Consider the following 16,862-nt stretch of genomic DNA (forward strand, 5'->3'; position numbering starts at 1 on the left):
AAACTTTCGGGATAAAAGTTTAATGTAAAGATGATAAAAAAAATAATAGCCTTTTCATTCTTTTTTTATACACTTATAAGTGTAAGTCAAAACGACTCTATTTATAATCGTTTAGACGAAATTATTATTAATTCTACTAAAAAATTACAAAAATATTCAGATGGTCAGAAAATAATAAACCTTTCTGATTCCGTTATAACTAGAAATTTAGGGTCATTTACAGATTTAATTAGGTATAATTCATCAATATACTTAAAAGAGTATGGTAAAGGAGGAACTAGTTCAGTAAGTTTTCGAGGAACAAGTGCCTCCAATACAGCTGTAGTTTGGAATGGGATAAATATAAACTCAGTTAATAACGGCCAAACAGGATTTAATTCATTAACAGTTAATTTATTTGATGCAATTGATATAAGAAGTGGGGGAGGAAGTATTGAATATGGTTCTGGAGCTATAGGCGGGACAATACATTTAAACGATATACTTCAATATAATGATACATTTAAAATTAATAACGAATTTATTTTTTCTGGAGGAAATTATTCTACATTTAATTCTATCTATAAATCAAAAATTTCTGATAATAATTACACTGTTTCGTTAGGGATATCTCATAATTTCTCTGATAATGATTTTAAGCTTTTTAATACTGAGTTTAATAATACAAATGGTAATTATGAGAATTATGGAATAAATTTAGGTTTTGGATATCGATTTAAAAATAATTCTGAGCTTAAGTTTTTTAGTACGAGTTATTTAGGAGAACGTCATTTTTCGGGAACATTGCCAAACCCAAGTTCAGCAAATGAAAAATATAAGGATACTAATTATAGAAATATGTTGATTTATGGTTTTTCATCTCGAAATATAAATCATGAAATAAAAGTAGCTTACTTAACACAGAAGTATCAATACTTTTCAAATAAACTTTCAGAAAAATTTAATTTTGGAAAGTCAAGAAGATTTATAGGAGGGTATTCAGTAGATTTAAAACTTCCTCAAATAAATGCAACAGTATCTTCTTTTTCTGAATATGAATCTACCTTTGGTTCAACAGACATGATTCAAGAAAAAAATAGGAAACAATTTTCTCAATATTTCATTTATAGCCAAAACATCAAAAAACTTATTTCATTTAATATTAAATTAAGAAAAGACTTCAATTCTGACTACAATGTTCCATTTGTATATTCCGCAGGATTAAAAATAAGACCGTTTTCAAAATTTTATATAAGAGTTAATGGATCTAAAAATTATAGAGTACCTACATACAATGATTTATTTTGGCCTGGACAAGGTAATTTAGATTTATTACCAGAAATATCTTTACAAGGAGAAGTTGGTGTTGGGTATAAAAATAAAAAGCTATCTATTGATATAGGCGGATATTATATTAATACTGAAGATAAAATTGTTTGGACTCCTTCAGGAGATCCTAATAGACCAGGAGTATGGGTGCCTATTAATTTATCAAAAACTAAGAATAAAGGAATTGAGGCAAGTTTTAATTATAATCTTGACTATAAAAACTATAAAGTAGTTACAAGTATTAATTATAATTATACTCTTGCTAAAAATACAAGAACAGATAAATTTTTAACCTTTGTTCCTAAGCATTTATTAAATAGTAATTTGACTATTAGTTATAAAAAAGCTTCTCTATTTTTTCAATCATTATTTAATGGAAAAATATATACAACTGAAGAAAATTCAGAAGACTTTAATGTTCCAAGTTTTTTCTTGTTAAATACAGGAGGTGAGTATAAAGTATTTCAGAAACTAAATAAAAGTTTAACCTTAGGGTTTAAAATAAATAATTTACTTGGTAAAAAGTATGTAGTTTTGCCGAGGAGGCCAATGCCAGAAAGAAATTTTAATATAAATATCAATTATAAATTTTAAAAATGAAAATAACTAAATTATTTGGGGTATTATTTTTAGGAACCATTCTTTTTACATCATGTAGTGATGATGCTGAATCGAATTTACCTAAAGGAGATTATGAGAATGGAATTTTAGTGAGTGGTGAAGGAACAACAACGGTTTCAGGCTCGGTTTCATATGTGTCAAATGATCTTTCAACTGTAGAAAAATCTATTTATAAAAAAGTAAATAAAGTAGAATTAGGAGAATATGTTCAATCAATTTCTTTTGATAAAGATAGAGCGTATATTATAGCAGATAATCAAAATACGATTACTGTTGTGAATCGTTTTACTTTCGAAAAAGAAGGAACAATTACAACAGGTTTAATTAAACCAAGATATATGACCATTGTAGGTGATAAAGGATATGTAACAAACTGGGGAGCAACCGATAATGATAATGATGATTTTGTTGCTATTGTAAACTTATCTTCATTTCAAAATGAAGGTAAAATAGATGTTGTCTTAGGTCCTGAAAGAATAGTATCTAAAAATGGTAAATTATATGTGTCACATAAAGGAGCGTTTGGAACTAATAACAAAATAAGCGTGATAGATATTTCTACAAAAAAGGTAGATAAAGAGATTACAATTAAAGACAAGCCGGATGAACTATATATCAACAATTCTGGTAAATTAGTTGTTTTATGTGAAGGAAAAACAATTTATGATACAAGTTGGAATGTAACTGGTCATACTAAAGGAGCAATTACTTTTATTGATACAACTGAAAATAGATGGGAATCAGAGTTAACGTTTAAAGAAGGAGATCACCCGTCTCAAATGGTAGTTAGTAACAATAGTATTTATTACAGTTTAGGTAAAGATATTTATAAAGTAGAAGACAATGCAATAGTTCTTCCAACAGCAAAATTGATAACAACTGATGCTGGTTATTTATATGGGTTGGCAGTAAAGGATAATAATTTATATATATTAGATGCTAGTTTTACTGGATTAAGTAAGTTGAATGTTTATGACTTAGTAACAAAAACCAAAAAAGAAACAAAAGAAGTTGCTTTAGGAGCTTCTAAAATTTATTTTAACTAATAAGTTTATAATAATATCTCCCCTTAAATCTATAAAGTTCATTTATAGTAGCAAAAGTTCACTTAAATGTGAGCTTTTGTTTTTTATATAAGTTGTTAGTTTTCAGCCCTGACTTTTTTTTGTGTAAAATTATTATATTTTTTTGTAACATAATTTTAAAACAAACGTCTTGTAGGAAAGTAATTAACGTTTTAACAGAGAATTAGTATATAAATAGTTAATCGATTTTTACTTTAGTATAAAAATTAACTAACGAATGATAAGAATTGAAAATTTACATAAGTCTTACCCAATAGGTAAAGAGTCTCTTCATGTTTTAAAAGGCTTAGACCTACATATTAAAGAAGGAGAATTTGTATCAATTATGGGGTCATCAGGATCAGGAAAATCTACTTTATTGAATATAGTAGGACTACTTGATACACATGATGAAGGAAACTATTATTTAAATGGACAATTAATTGAAAATTTGAATGAAAAAAAAGCAGCTGTTTTACGTAATAAATTTTTAGGTTTTGTTTTTCAGTCTTTTAACTTGATATCCTACAAAACTGCATTAGAAAATGTAGCTTTACCATTGTATTATAAAGGAATGGGGAGAAAAGAAAGATTAGAAACAGCATTAGCTTACTTAGATAAAGTAGGGTTGAAAGATTGGGCAAATCATTTGCCTAATGAACTTTCAGGAGGACAAAAACAACGTGTTGCCATTGCTAGAGCTTTAGTAACTAAACCAAAAGTTGTATTGGCAGATGAGCCTACAGGAGCATTAGATTCAACTACAACAGATTCTGTAATGGATTTATTAAAAGAAATTAATGATGAAGGGATGACTGTTTTTGTGATAACTCATGAGGAAGAAGTAGCAGAACAAACGAATAGAGTTGTTCGCTTAAAAGATGGAGTGATTATTAGTGATGAATTGACTGGAGTAAAGAATAAAGCCAAAGCAATATAATTATGTTTGATTTAGATCGTTGGAGAGAAATATTTCAAAGTATTAGTAAAAATAAATTACGTTCTGCATTGTCTGGTTTTACTGTTGCTTTTGCTATTTTACTTTTCACTTTGCTTTTTGGTATTGGAAACGGACTTCAAAATACATTTAAAAATGAGTTTGCTAAAGATGCAATCAACTCAATTTATATTTGGGGAAATAGAACTACAAAAGCTTATAAAGGAAATCAAATTGGGCGTAGAATTCAATTTAAAAATGATGATTTCGAATTTTTAAAAGAAAAGTATTCCGATAAAATTCAAATGATAAGTCCACGTATACAAAGAGGGGTAAAGGTGGTGTATAAAACAGAAGAAGATAATTATACTATGCGAGGAGTTTATCCTAAGTATGATTTATTAGAATCTGCTGAAGTAACAGAAGGACGTTTTTTAAATATTAGAGACATTAACAAAAGATCTAAAGTTGTTGTTATTGGTCGCATGGTTGAAAAAGACTTATTTGGTCAAATTAGTGCTTATGGTAAACTTTTAAATATAGGTGGAATCATGTATAAAATAATTGGAGTTTTTTCTGATCCAGGAGGAGACAGTGATGAACGATATATTTATACACCGTTTACAACAATGCAGCAAATTTATGGGAATAATGACCATATTGGTGAATTTGGTATGACGTACGACCCTAAGTTAAGTGTAGATGAAGCAATTGCTTTTAGTAATGGTATGCTTAGGGCTTTAAAAAAGAAACATGAAGTAGCACCTAATGACCAAAGAGGAATTAGAGTAAATAACTATGCTGAAGGTAACAAGAATGTATCAGGAATGATGGTTGTTTTAGGTATTTTAATTTTAATTATTGGTTCGGGTACATTAATAGCGGGTGTTGTAGGTATTAGTAATATTATGGTATACATTGTAAAGGAGCGTACTAAAGAATTAGGAATTAGAAAAGCTGTTGGAGCAACTCCTAAATCTATTATTTCTATGATTATGTTAGAAGCTATTTTTATTACAGCATTATCAGGGTATATAGGCTTAATGTTTGGTGTAGGTATTTTAAAATTATCAGGACCTACTTTAGAAAAATACTTTATTCTAAACCCAGGAGTTTCAACCCCGGTTGTTGTAGGCGCGACCATTACACTAGTTTTAGCAGGTGTTATAGCTGGTTATTTACCAGCGAAAAAAGCAGCGAACATTAAACCAATAGTAGCCTTAAGAGCAGATTAATTATGAAATTTTTATTCGATAAAGACAGCTGGCAAGAAATTTATGAAAGTATTCGTAAAAATAAAACAAGAACAGCAATTACAATTTTTGGTGCTTTTTGGGGAATCCTATTATTAGTAGGGTTATTAGGAGCTGCTAAAGGAATTGAAAATGGTTTTAATAGCATGTTTGGTGATTTTGCTACTAATAGTGTTTTTATGTCAGGTGGGAGGACTTCAAAAGCATTTAAAGGTTTTCAAGAAGGTAGACAAATTACTTTAACAACAAGTGATGTAGAAAAAATCAGAAATGAAGTTGATGGAATTGAATTTGTTGTACCTAGAAATGTAACCGGAGGAATGGTTGTTTATGGTTTAAAAACTGCTAACCTTACTATTTTTGGTGATTATCCGTTGTTAGATAAAATTCAAAAGAAAAACTTAACAGAGGGACGTTTCATTAATCAAAATGATATTAATGAAAACAAAAAAGTTTGTGTTATTAGTACTGAAGTATATAAACAACTATATGATAAAGATGAAGAAGCTTTAGGTTCATATTTAAAAGTAAACGATATAGGTTATAAAGTAGTAGGTATATATAAACCAAGTAGATTTGAAGGAACAAATAACGTTCATATTCCTTTTAGTACATTCAGGTTGGTATATAATAAAGGGAACAAATTTGAATGGATGGTAGTTACAGGTAAGCCAGAGTCTGATATTGAGCAGGTTGAGTCTGATGTAAAAGTGTTATTAAGAAGTTTACATAAAATCCATCCTGATGATAACAGGGCCTTTAACGGGTTCAATTTAGGTAAAGAAATAGCTAAAGTGACAGGTTTTTTAACAGGTATGCAATTTTTAACTTGGTTTGTTGGTATAGCAACGTTAATAGCGGGAGTTTTTGCTATTGGAAATATATTATTAATTACAGTTAAAGAGCGTACAAAAGAAATTGGAATAAGAAGGGCTTTAGGTGCCACACCAGGTAAAATTAAACAACAAATTATATTAGAATCAGTATTCTTAACCTTATTAGCTGGTTCATTGGGTATTATTGCTGGAGGACTAATTTTAATGGTGATAGATAAAATGGATTTATTAACAAATCCAACAGTAAACATACCTATTGTATTAATTGCTTATGCTGTTTTAGTAACCTTAGGAACATTAATAGGTTTTATACCAGCATACATGGCAACAGTTATTAAGCCAATAGAGGCATTAAGAGAAGAATAAATATAGCATCAATTAATAAGAATAAATAAAAACAGATGAAAAAAGTAATCATTTTTGGCGGAATAGCGTTAGCATTGATAGCAGTGTTAATATGGTTTGGTAAAAAAAATAGCGCTTCACCAGTTGAGTATGAAACTGAAAAAGCATTTAAAGCTACAATAGTTAAAAAAAGTGTTGCAACTGGTAAAGTAATACCGTTAGAAGAAGTTGAAATTAAGCCACAAATAGCTGGTATTGTAGATAAAATTTTAGTTGAAGAAGGAGCAATTGTAAAAACGGGTGATTTAATAGCAACTGTTAGAGTTGTACCAAATGTTGCTTCTTTAAATAGAGCAAATGGAAGTGTTAAAAATGCAAGGCTGTCATTTAACAATGCAAGAGTGCAGTATGAAAGAAACAAGAAATTATTTGATAGAGGAGTAATATCGCGTCAAACATTTGAAAATTCAGAATTAAGCTTTAATAATGCAAAACAAGGATTATCAAATGCACAATCTGATATGGATATTATTAAAAAAGGAACAACATCTGGTTTAGGTAGTGCAGCAAATACAAGTATTAGAGCAACAACATCAGGAATGGTAGTAGAAATTCCTGTGAAAAAAGGATACCAAGTTACACAAACAAATGATTTTAATGCTGGTACTACTATTGCGCGTATAGCAGATATGACCAAAATGATTTTTGAAGGTAAAGTAGATGAATCTGAGGTAGGAAAACTTATAAAAGGTACAAACATAGATGTAGCAATTGGAGCAATTGAAGAAAAAAAGTTCCCTGCTGTATTAAACTTTATAGCACCAAAAGGGACTGATGAAGGAGGAGCTGTGCAGTTTAAAATTAAAGCAGATGTGTCATTAGATGATAAATATTTTATTAGAGCTGGGTATAGTGCAAACGCTGAGATAGTATTAGCAAAGAAAGATAGTGTATTATCTTTAAAAGAAGCTTTATTACAGTTTGATAGAAAAACAGAAAAGCCTTATGTTGAAATAAAAGTGGGTGATCAGAAATTTGAAAAAAGAGAGATTAAATTAGGGTTATCTGATGGAGTTAATGTTGAAATTATTGAAGGTATAACTGCAGATGATGAAATTAAAATTTGGAATAAGGTTTCCAAAAAAGGTAAAAATAAAAATGATAATGATAATGATAAAGATGATGACGATTAAAGTAAATCGAATATAAAATAAGAAAACGTCTATAAGCTGAAATTTATAGACGTTTTTTGTTCTATGATATAGTTGTTTTTAACTATTTTAATAAGTATATTAATACAATTGTAGTAGCTATACATTGAATGAGTATATAGACTCTTTTTACTTCTTTTAGGTTTAAAATTGAATTTTATTAAATAATGAAAAGTTTAATTATATTTAATTAATATAGCGCTTATTAAATTGTAGTAAAAAATAAATCAGCATATTATAACTACTTCATTTTATTTCCTAAAGGAAAAAGTTTAAAGAGAATGATATAAAGTTAAAAATTTTATTTTTTTAAATAAAAAGACCGATGAATAGAAATATTCATCGGTCTTTTTAAATATTTTAAGTAATAACTTATTCAGTTCCTCCGGTAGAAACCATGCTCTTAGCTTTAGTAGGAACAAGTTTTTTAGCGATAAAACCTTTTATCTTTAATACAGTTCTAGCTTTCTTAGCGTTAGACATAACAGTAATTTGTTTAGAAAAACCTCCAGGTCTATTTGTGTCATAAGAAACTTCTATTTGTCCTTTTTCTCCTGGCATAATTGGCTTTTCAGGTTTTTTAGGTACTGTACAACCACAAGTAGATCTAATGTCTTTAATAATTAAAGGAGCATCACCTACATTCGTGAATTCAAATACACGCTTACCTTCAGATCCTAAAGCTACTTTACCATAGTTAATCACTTCGTTTTCAAATTTAAACTCTTGAGCACTTACAGTTAAAGTGATAAAGCAAATAGCTACAAATGATAAAATTGTTTTCATAATGTTTATTTTATTTTAGGGGTTATATAACCGGTTACAAATTTATAATTATTTTTTGATACTAAAAAAAAGGCAACTATTTTTCTGTAGCTCACAGATAGTTGTATTTTTGCTAATCAATTTTCAAAAATAATGCCAAAAAATATTTATTAGGCTAAATATAGTAAAAACATATGAATATTCCATCAAAATACAATTCTAAAGAGGTAGAAGGAAAGTGGTACGAATACTGGATGAAACATAATTATTTTCATTCTGAGGTAGATGATCGTGAGCCATATACAATTGTAATACCGCCACCTAATGTCACAGGAGTATTACATATGGGGCATATGTTAAATAATACGATTCAAGACGTTTTAATACGTAAGGCTCGTTTACAAGGAAAAAATGCATGTTGGGTTCCTGGAACTGATCATGCTTCGATTGCTACTGAAGCAAAAGTTGTAGCGAAACTAAAAGAGCAAGGAATTAATAAAAACGATTTAACTCGTGAAGAGTTCCTTGAGCATGCATGGGAATGGAAAAATGAGTATGGAGGAATCATTTTAGATCAACTGAAAAAGCTAGGAGCTTCTTGTGACTGGGAAAGAACTTCTTTTACTATGGATCCTGCATTATCTGAATCAGTAATAAAAGTATTTGTAGATCTTTATAATAAAGGATTAATTTATAGAGGTTACAGAATGGTAAACTGGGATCCTGAAGCAAAAACTACTTTATCTGATGAAGAAGTAATTCACGTTGAAAAACAAGGAAACCTTTATTATTTAGAATATAAAATTGAAGGTTCTGACGATAAATTAACAATTGCTACAACGCGTCCTGAAACTATTTTTGGAGATACGGCTATTTGTATTAATCCAAATGATGAGCGTTTTACTCACTTGAAAGGGAAAAAAGCGATTGTTCCATTATGTAATAGAGTAATTCCTATTATTGAAGACGAATATGTTGATGTAGAGTTTGGTACAGGATGTTTAAAAGTAACTCCTGCTCATGATGAGAATGATAAGGTTTTAGGAGACAAACATAATTTAGAAGTAGTTGATATTTTTAATGATGATGCTTCTTTAAATTCTTTTGGATTGCATTATGAAGGAAAAGATCGTTTTGTTGTTCGTAAAGAAGTTACTAAAGAACTAGAAGAAAAAGGATTTTTAGTGAAAATAGAAGTTCATACTAATAAGGTTGGAACATCAGAAAGAACTAAAGCAGTTATAGAACCAAGGTTATCTGATCAATGGTTTTTAAAAATGGAAGAGTTAGCTAAGCCAGCTATTGAAGCTGTTTTAGGAGAGGATAGTGATGTTAAGCTATATCCTAAGAAATTTGAGAATACTTACCGTCATTGGATGGAAAATGTTCGTGATTGGAATATTTCTCGTCAATTATGGTGGGGGCAACAAATTCCAGCATATTTCTACGGAGATGGAAAAGAAGATTTCGTAGTTGCTGAGAGTAGAGAAGAAGCATTAGTCTTAGCAAAAGAAAAAACAGGAGAAACAACGTTATTAGCATCTGATTTACGTCAAGATGAAGATGCATTAGATACTTGGTTTTCTTCTTGGTTATGGCCAATGTCTGTTTTTGATGGAATTAGAAACCCAGAAAATGAAGAAATTAAATATTATTATCCTACAAACGATTTAGTAACTGGGCCAGATATTTTATTTTTCTGGGTTGCTCGAATGATTGTTGCTGGATATGAGTATAAAGATGAACGTCCGTTTGAAAATGTATATTTAACAGGATTAGTACGTGATAAACAACGTCGTAAAATGTCTAAATCGTTAGGGAATTCACCTGATGCACTTAAGTTAATTGAAGACTTTGGAGCAGATGGGGTTCGTGTTGGTTTGTTATTGAGTTCAGCAGCTGGTAATGATTTAATGTTTGATGAAGCTTTATGTCAACAAGGTAAAGGATTAGGAAATAAGGTATGGAGTGCTTTTTATTTAACAACTTTATGGGAAGTTTCTGAGACTATCGAGCAACCTGCCTCTAGTAAATTAGGTTTAGAATGGTATAAAGCTAAATTTCAGCAAGTATTAGTTGAAATTGAAGATCATTATAGTAAATATCGTTTAAGTGATGCTTTAATGGCTATTTACAAATTAATATATGATGATTTTTGTGGTTGGTTACTTGAAATTGTAAAGCCAGCATATCAACAACCAATTGATATTAAAACATATAAGGAGGTAATAGCAATTTTTGAAGATAATTTAAAGATTTTACATCCGTTTATGCCATTTATTACAGAAGAAATTTGGCAATCAATAGCAGAAAGAGCACCTGAAGAGGCTTTGATTATCGCTAAATATCCTTCAGTATTAGAGTTTGATAAGGAATTAATAAGCGAGTTTGATTTTGCAGCTAATATCGTTTCAGGAATTAGAACAATTAGGAAAGAAAAAAATATAGCATTTAAAGAAGCTATAGAATTATCAGTTGTTAATACTGAAAATTATACTCAGAATTTTGATCAGGTTATTCAAAAATTAACGAATACATCTGTAATAAGTTATGTTTCTGAAAAAGTAGAAGGAGCAGCATCTTTTAGAGTAAAGTCGAATGAATATTTTGTGCCAATTTCTTTAGATAATATTGATGTTGAAGCTGAAATTATAAAATTAAAGGCTGAACTAAAAAGAGCAGAAGGGTTTTTGTTTGGAATTCAAAAGAAATTATCTAATGAGCGATTTGTAAATAATGCTCCAGAACAAGTAATTACTTTAGAACGAAAAAAGGAATCAGATACTATAGCTAAAATTGAAACTATAAAAAATAGTTTGGTTAGTTTGCAGTAAAGAAATATCTAGATAAATATAAAAAAAGACTACAATATTTGTTATTGTAGTCTTTTTATTTATAATGTATTTTAATAAATTAATTTTCTTGTCTGTACAGAGCAAGTAAGGTGTTTTTCAAAAGCATTGCTATGGTCATTGGTCCAACACCACCAGGTACAGGAGTAATATGAGAGGCTTTTTCTGACATTTCATTGAAATCAACATCACCCACTAATCTGAATCCATTCTTTTTTGAAGAGTCAGCAACTCTTGTAATTCCTACATCAATTATAACTACTCCTTTTTTTACCATATCACCTTTTAAAAATTCAGGAATACCTAAGGCAGCTATAATAATATCAGCTTTTTTAGTTACTTCTGATAGGTTTTTAGTTCTACTATGTGTTAAAGTAACAGTTGCATTTCCAACTTTTCTTTTTTGAGCTAATAAAATACTCATTGGACTACCAACAATATGACTACGTCCAATTACAACAACATCTTTACCCGAAGTTTCAATATTATAACGTTCTAACAACTCTAAAATTCCAAATGGAGTAGCAGATATAAAAGTAGGAAGATTTAATGCTAATTTACCAACATTCATTGGGTGAAAACCATCTACATCTTTTTCTGGATCAATAGCCATTAATATCTTTTGTTCATCAATATGATCTGGTAATGGTAATTGAACAATGAAACCATTTATATCTTTATCTATATTTAAAATTGCAATTTCATTAAGTAATTCTTCTTCTGTAGTTTCTTTAGGTAAACGAATTAAAGAAGATTCAAAACCAACACGCTCACAAGCTTTTACTTTCGCATTTACATAAGTTAAGCTTGCTCCATCACTTCCTACAATAACTGCAGCTAAATGAGGTGCTTTTTTATCTTGTTTTTTTAGTTCTGCTACTTCTAACGCAATTTCTTCTTTAATATCTGCTGATGTTTTTTTACCGTCTAGTAATATCATGTAGTGTAATGTTGTTGTGTTGTGTTTATTGTTATTATAAAATTTTATATAAAAGTAAAAAGAGAAGTCTACAGCTTCTCTTTTTACTTTTATTTCATTCCTTTCATCATTTGCATCATTTTTCTTCCGCCACCACCTTGCATCATTTTCATCATTTTGCTCATTTGATTAAACTGCTTCATTAACTGATTGACTTCTTGAACAGAAGTTCCGGAACCTTTTGCAATTCGTTTTTTACGACTAGCATTAATTACGTTTGGAGTACTTCTTTCTAAAGGAGTCATGGAGTGTATAATGGATTCAATTCCTTTAAAAGCATCATCATCAATATCAACATCTTTTAAAGCTTTTCCAGCTCCAGGTATCATTCCTACTAAATCTTTCATGCTACCCATTTTTTTGATTTGTTGAATTTGACTTAAAAAGTCATCAAAACCAAATTGATTTTTAGCAATCTTCTTTTGTAGTTTTCTAGCTTCTTGTTCATCGTATTGTTCTTGAGCACGTTCTACTAACGATATAACATCTCCCATCCCTAAAATACGATCGGCCATACGATCAGGGTGGAAAACATCAATAGCATCCATTTTTTCACCAGTACCAATAAACTTAATTGGTTTATCTACTACTGATTTAATAGATAATGCAGCTCCACCACGAGTATCACCATCTAATTTGGTAAGTATTACACCATCAAAATTTAAAAGATCATTAAAGGCTTTAGCTGTATTAACAGCATCTTGACCAGTCATGGAATCTACAACAAATAAAGTTTCTTGTGGAGTAACCGCTTTATGAATGTTAGAAATCTCTGTCATCATTTCTTCATCTACAGCTAAACGACCAGCTGTATCAATGATCACTACATTTTTACTATTAGCTTTTGCATGTTTAATAGCGTTTAATGATATTTCAACAGGATTTTGATTTCCTACTTCAGCATATACTTCAACACCAATTTGTTCACCAACAACTTGTAATTGGTTTATTGCCGCAGGACGATACACATCACAACCAACTAATAAAACTTGTTTAGCTTTCTTAGTTTTTAAATAGCTAGCAAGTTTACCAGAAAAAGTTGTTTTACCAGAACCTTGTAAACCAGACATTAAAATAACAGTTGGTGAGCCTCCAAGATTAATTCCTACAGTATCACCTCCCATCAAATCAGTTAATTCATCTTTAACTAATTTAACCATTAACTGTCCAGGGTTAAGCGTTGTTAAAACGTCTTGACCTAAAGCTTTTTCTTTTACTCTTTTAGTAAATTCTTTCGCTATTTTAAAATTAACATCGGCATCTAATAAAGCTCTACGAACCTCTTTTAGAGTTTCCGCAACATTAACTTCAGTGATTTTTCCGTGTCCTTTTAGCGTATGTAACGCCTTATCTAATTTTTCGCTTAAATTATTAAACATGTATCGGCTCCATTTTTTAGAAGCACAAATATAGGAATTTTAGTTGGTTGTAGGTAGTTAATAACTAGTAGAATTTAACTTTTATTGGTAATTTTTTTTTGTTTTCGATACCCAATAATCATTCCTAAAAGGCTAATAGTAAGAAAGCTTAAAAAAATAAGGATAAAACTATTTTTAGAGGTAATTAGTTTTGATATAATAGTAAGAAAGAAAAATATTCCCCCAATTATTGACCATATAAAATCATTTTCTAACCTTGGTTTAGTTGAAAAAGTTGGAGTTTTATTGATTAATATTTTTAATGTATTCCAATCCCAAGCAATTAAAATAAAAGTAGCTACAAGTATTAGCCCAGTTATAATAGGTGTTCCTTTAAAATCGTAAGAAATAGTGATAACAAAAATATTTAAAATGATTGGTAGAAAAAGGATAACGCCTAATTTAGCATACCGTTGAGTCATTAATAAAAAACCAGCTATTAATTGACCATACCCTAAAAATTTCCAGTAAATTCCAGATTGATACATAGTTTCAAAAAAATGCCAAGCACTATTTATTGGATTCAGTGCACCACTTTCAGAAGTAAACCTGAGTCCTTGTATTTTAACAATACTAGCATAGACAAACGCACAACCTAATAAATAACGTAAATAGATAATAAATATCTGTGGAAGTGTTTTGTTTTTCATTAGAATAAATTTAAAACTTTATTTATCCTATTGACGATAGAAAACTTTATTTGTTACTTATTTTATATAACACACATTTTTCTAATTCTTGAAAAGCACTTAATAGTGGGTGGTTAAATTTTTTTATTTTTTTCATACCAATTCTTTCCATAACTGTAATTGAAGGTGTATTAATTTGGGGAGCAACTGAGATTATTTCAGGTAATTTTAATTGAAAAAAAGCGTAATTTAAACATTGTAAAGCTCCTTCTTTAGCATATCCTTTTCCCCAAAATTTTGGAGATAATCGCCAACCAATGTCTATAGATGGATTAAAATCAACTTCATATGTTTGTTCTGAAATACCAATAAAACCAATAAATTGTTTAGTATCTATTACTTCAACAGCAAAGTAGCAAAATTTATTTTTTATATATTGTTGTTGCATTCTATGAATAAACTTTTCACAATCTTCTTTTGTTAGAGTAGAAGGAAAGTATTTCATAACTTCAATATTCGAATTTATTTCGAATAAATTGTCAATATCTGAAAGTTTCCAATTTCTAAAACCTAAACGCTTTGAAGTAAATAGATAATTTTTCATAAAGCAAAAATATAGATTTTATAAATCGTCCGTAAAATGTTTTCTTGATTTTTCTATGTTAAACTTTTCTTGATTATATTGCTTTGAGGAGTTTTTAGGAATAGACAATGATTCCCAATTTTCATTTTGGAGCATTTTACCTAAAAATACAATTTGACCAATGTGATATGGATAGTGACAAATTTGTCTATTAATAGCTTCAGTAACTGTATGTCCTTGATTTCTGATATAAATAATACGTTCTAAATCTTTTTCATTAAGAGAATTTAATGTATTTGAAAAAGTACTCCATCCTTTTTCCCAATATGCAATCATAGCTTCTTTAGAAGTAAAGGTATTAACAAATTCATCATCTCTATTTCTCCACGATTTTTCGCCATCTTCAGTAAAAATATTGGTCCATCGTGATAACATATTTCCAGCAATATGTTTAACAATAATAGCTATTGAATTACTTTCATTATTTTGTTGGAAAAAAAGCTGTTCTTTGGTTAATTGGCAAAAGGTTTTATCACCTAAACTTTTATAATAAGTAATTTGTTTTATTACGCTTTCTAAATAAGAATTTCTCATAAAAGATAACTAGTTTATTTTATTTCTAAAGTAGTCATTTTTTATGAGAGCTATTATTGAAGAATAAACTCTAAGGCAACCCCGTTAATGCAATGACGTTTCCCCGTAGTTTCACTAGGACCATCATTAAAAGAGTGCCCTAAATGCCCTCCACAAGTATTACATTTTAGTTCAGTACGAGCATATCCAATTTTATAATCAACATCTAATTCTACATTTTCTTTTATAGCTCTATCAAAAGAAGGCCAACCTGAGCGAGAATCATATTTATGTTCAGATTTATATAAAGGTGTTTTACAAGCAGCACACACATAGATTCCTTTTTTATAATTTTTATTCAAGGGGCTAGAAGATGGTCTTTCAGTACCCGCTTCTCTTAAAACATAATATTGTTTTGGAGTTAATAGTTTTTTCCATTCACTATTAGGCTTTGAAACTTTATATTTTTTGTTTTGGGCTGTACCAGTAAAATTAAAAAAAAGACTAATAGTAATTATTAAAATGCAGTTTTTCATGAGTTGTTTTGAATGAAATCTATAATTTTAGAAGTAACATTTTTATCACGTAAAATTTTAGTATGTCCTAAACCTTTAGTAATTAAAAGTTCTCCTTTTTTTATATTTTGACGTATGTTTAAAGCACAACTTACATCTACATCACCATCAAAACTATCATGAATTATTAAAGTTGGTATTTGTATGTTTTTGGCAACAACACTTGAAGAATGGTCATCAATATTTTTACCCCATTGTTTATCGTATAGTTGTTTTATTTTTTTAGCGATTAAAGGTTTTATTTTTAAGCTTTTTGTGAAATTTAAAAGAACATCAGAAATTTTATCTGCAGCACCTATTGTTACTAATTTTTTTACAGATAAACCATCAGAAACAGCATTATACAAACATAAACCTCCAAATGAATGGCCAATTACTACTTCAAAAGGACCTAGTTCTTCATCTATTTGTTTAATTGCTTCTAGAAATTCAGGCATAGAGGTTGTTTTTCCTGAAGACTTCCCATGTGCCGGACCATCAAAAGAAATAAACATATAGCCTTTTTCTAATAATTTATCAGCTGTCATAAATAATTGAGTACTTCTACCAGCCCAACCATGAACAAATAAAACTTTCTTTTTTGAATAGCCATATGATAATACTTCTATTTCTTTGTTAATAGTTTTAATTGTTATGTTCTTTTTCTGAGCACTTTTATAAAGTGCTTTTTCTCTTTCAGGAACAGAAAAGTTAATTGGAGTAATAAATAATTTAGAACCAAATTTAGTAACTAAATTAGTAGATAATGTTTGTAAAAAGTTTGCTAAAAGTGTTATACTCTTCGGGATTTTTATGCTTTTAGGATTTTTACGAGTACTTATAAAATTCATTAAGATAATTTTTATGCTAAAGATAGAATTTGTAAATTTAAAGATATAATTTTGATTATATTTTGTGACATATCCTCTTATTT

The 16,862-nt window shown here is 29.2% G+C and carries 15 protein-coding genes; 7 read left to right on the plus strand and 8 right to left on the minus strand.

Annotation, left to right across the window (positions count from 1 at the left end):
- The first annotated feature begins 30 nt into the window (after positions 1 to 30).
- The 6 genes from BLV71_RS12360 to BLV71_RS12385 all read left to right on the plus strand — a co-directional run bounded on the left by BLV71_RS12360 (position 31) and on the right by BLV71_RS12385 (position 7,557).
- Complete coding sequence (locus tag BLV71_RS12360; RefSeq protein ID WP_093870849.1) at positions 31 to 1,902, plus strand: TonB-dependent receptor domain-containing protein; 1,872 nt, start codon at positions 31 to 33, stop codon at positions 1,900 to 1,902.
- Between the two features lie 2 nt (positions 1,903 to 1,904).
- Positions 1,905 to 2,975, plus strand: a complete 1,071-nt coding sequence (locus tag BLV71_RS12365; protein WP_093870850.1) for a DUF5074 domain-containing protein — start codon at positions 1,905 to 1,907, stop codon at positions 2,973 to 2,975.
- Between the two features lie 256 nt (positions 2,976 to 3,231).
- Positions 3,232 to 3,933 (plus strand): ABC transporter ATP-binding protein, encoded by a 702-nt coding sequence (locus BLV71_RS12370; protein WP_093870851.1) that lies wholly within the window; start codon positions 3,232 to 3,234, stop codon positions 3,931 to 3,933.
- Positions 3,934 to 3,935: 2 nt separating this feature from the next.
- Positions 3,936 to 5,165 carry an ABC transporter permease gene (locus tag BLV71_RS12375; RefSeq protein WP_093870852.1) on the plus strand — a complete coding sequence of 410 codons (1,230 nt, stop codon included), beginning with the start codon at positions 3,936 to 3,938 and terminating at the stop codon, positions 5,163 to 5,165.
- A 2-nt stretch (positions 5,166 to 5,167) separates the two neighbouring features.
- Positions 5,168 to 6,385 carry an ABC transporter permease gene (locus BLV71_RS12380; protein ID WP_093870853.1) on the plus strand — a complete coding sequence of 406 codons (1,218 nt, stop codon included), beginning with the start codon at positions 5,168 to 5,170 and terminating at the stop codon, positions 6,383 to 6,385.
- A gap of 35 nt (positions 6,386 to 6,420) precedes the next feature.
- On the plus strand, positions 6,421 to 7,557 hold the full coding sequence (locus BLV71_RS12385) for an efflux RND transporter periplasmic adaptor subunit (RefSeq protein ID WP_093870854.1): 1,137 nt from the start codon (positions 6,421 to 6,423) through the stop codon (positions 7,555 to 7,557).
- 390 nt (positions 7,558 to 7,947) lie between these two features.
- On the opposite strand, the gene BLV71_RS12390 is transcribed toward BLV71_RS12385, so the two are convergent.
- Positions 7,948 to 8,361 (minus strand): DUF1573 domain-containing protein, encoded by a 414-nt coding sequence (locus BLV71_RS12390; protein ID WP_093870855.1) that lies wholly within the window; start codon positions 8,359 to 8,361, stop codon positions 7,948 to 7,950.
- 173 nt (positions 8,362 to 8,534) lie between these two features.
- Here BLV71_RS12390 and BLV71_RS12395 point away from each other — a divergent pair, with 173 nt between their 5' ends.
- Positions 8,535 to 11,174 carry a valine--tRNA ligase gene (locus BLV71_RS12395; protein WP_093870856.1) on the plus strand — a complete coding sequence of 880 codons (2,640 nt, stop codon included), beginning with the start codon at positions 8,535 to 8,537 and terminating at the stop codon, positions 11,172 to 11,174.
- A gap of 79 nt (positions 11,175 to 11,253) precedes the next feature.
- On the opposite strand, the gene folD is transcribed toward BLV71_RS12395, so the two are convergent.
- From folD to BLV71_RS12430, 7 genes are all read right to left on the minus strand, one after another.
- Positions 11,254 to 12,132, minus strand: coding sequence for a bifunctional methylenetetrahydrofolate dehydrogenase/methenyltetrahydrofolate cyclohydrolase FolD (gene folD / locus BLV71_RS12400; protein WP_093870857.1), 879 nt, complete (start codon positions 12,130 to 12,132; stop codon positions 11,254 to 11,256).
- A gap of 89 nt (positions 12,133 to 12,221) precedes the next feature.
- On the minus strand, positions 12,222 to 13,550 hold the full coding sequence (gene ffh / locus BLV71_RS12405; protein ID WP_093870858.1) for a signal recognition particle protein: 1,329 nt from the start codon (positions 13,548 to 13,550) through the stop codon (positions 12,222 to 12,224).
- A gap of 74 nt (positions 13,551 to 13,624) precedes the next feature.
- Entirely contained in the window at positions 13,625 to 14,239 is a 615-nt protein-coding gene (locus BLV71_RS12410; protein WP_093870859.1) for a hypothetical protein, read from the minus strand.
- A gap of 46 nt (positions 14,240 to 14,285) precedes the next feature.
- Complete coding sequence (locus BLV71_RS12415; protein WP_093870860.1) at positions 14,286 to 14,822, minus strand: GNAT family N-acetyltransferase; 537 nt, start codon at positions 14,820 to 14,822, stop codon at positions 14,286 to 14,288.
- 18 nt (positions 14,823 to 14,840) lie between these two features.
- Complete coding sequence (locus BLV71_RS12420) at positions 14,841 to 15,395, minus strand: DUF1572 family protein (protein ID WP_093870861.1); 555 nt, start codon at positions 15,393 to 15,395, stop codon at positions 14,841 to 14,843.
- Between the two features lie 53 nt (positions 15,396 to 15,448).
- Positions 15,449 to 15,910 (minus strand): peptide-methionine (R)-S-oxide reductase MsrB, encoded by a 462-nt coding sequence (gene msrB / locus BLV71_RS12425; RefSeq protein WP_093870862.1) that lies wholly within the window; start codon positions 15,908 to 15,910, stop codon positions 15,449 to 15,451.
- Positions 15,907 to 16,779 carry an alpha/beta hydrolase gene (locus BLV71_RS12430; RefSeq protein WP_093870863.1) on the minus strand — a complete coding sequence of 291 codons (873 nt, stop codon included), beginning with the start codon at positions 16,777 to 16,779 and terminating at the stop codon, positions 15,907 to 15,909. Before BLV71_RS12430 ends, msrB begins: the two co-directional genes overlap by 4 nt.
- Positions 16,780 to 16,862 lie beyond the last annotated feature (83 nt).

The sequence above is a fragment of the Tenacibaculum sp. MAR_2010_89 genome, assembly GCF_900105985.1.
Classification (GTDB): domain Bacteria; phylum Bacteroidota; class Bacteroidia; order Flavobacteriales; family Flavobacteriaceae; genus Polaribacter; species Polaribacter halocynthiae.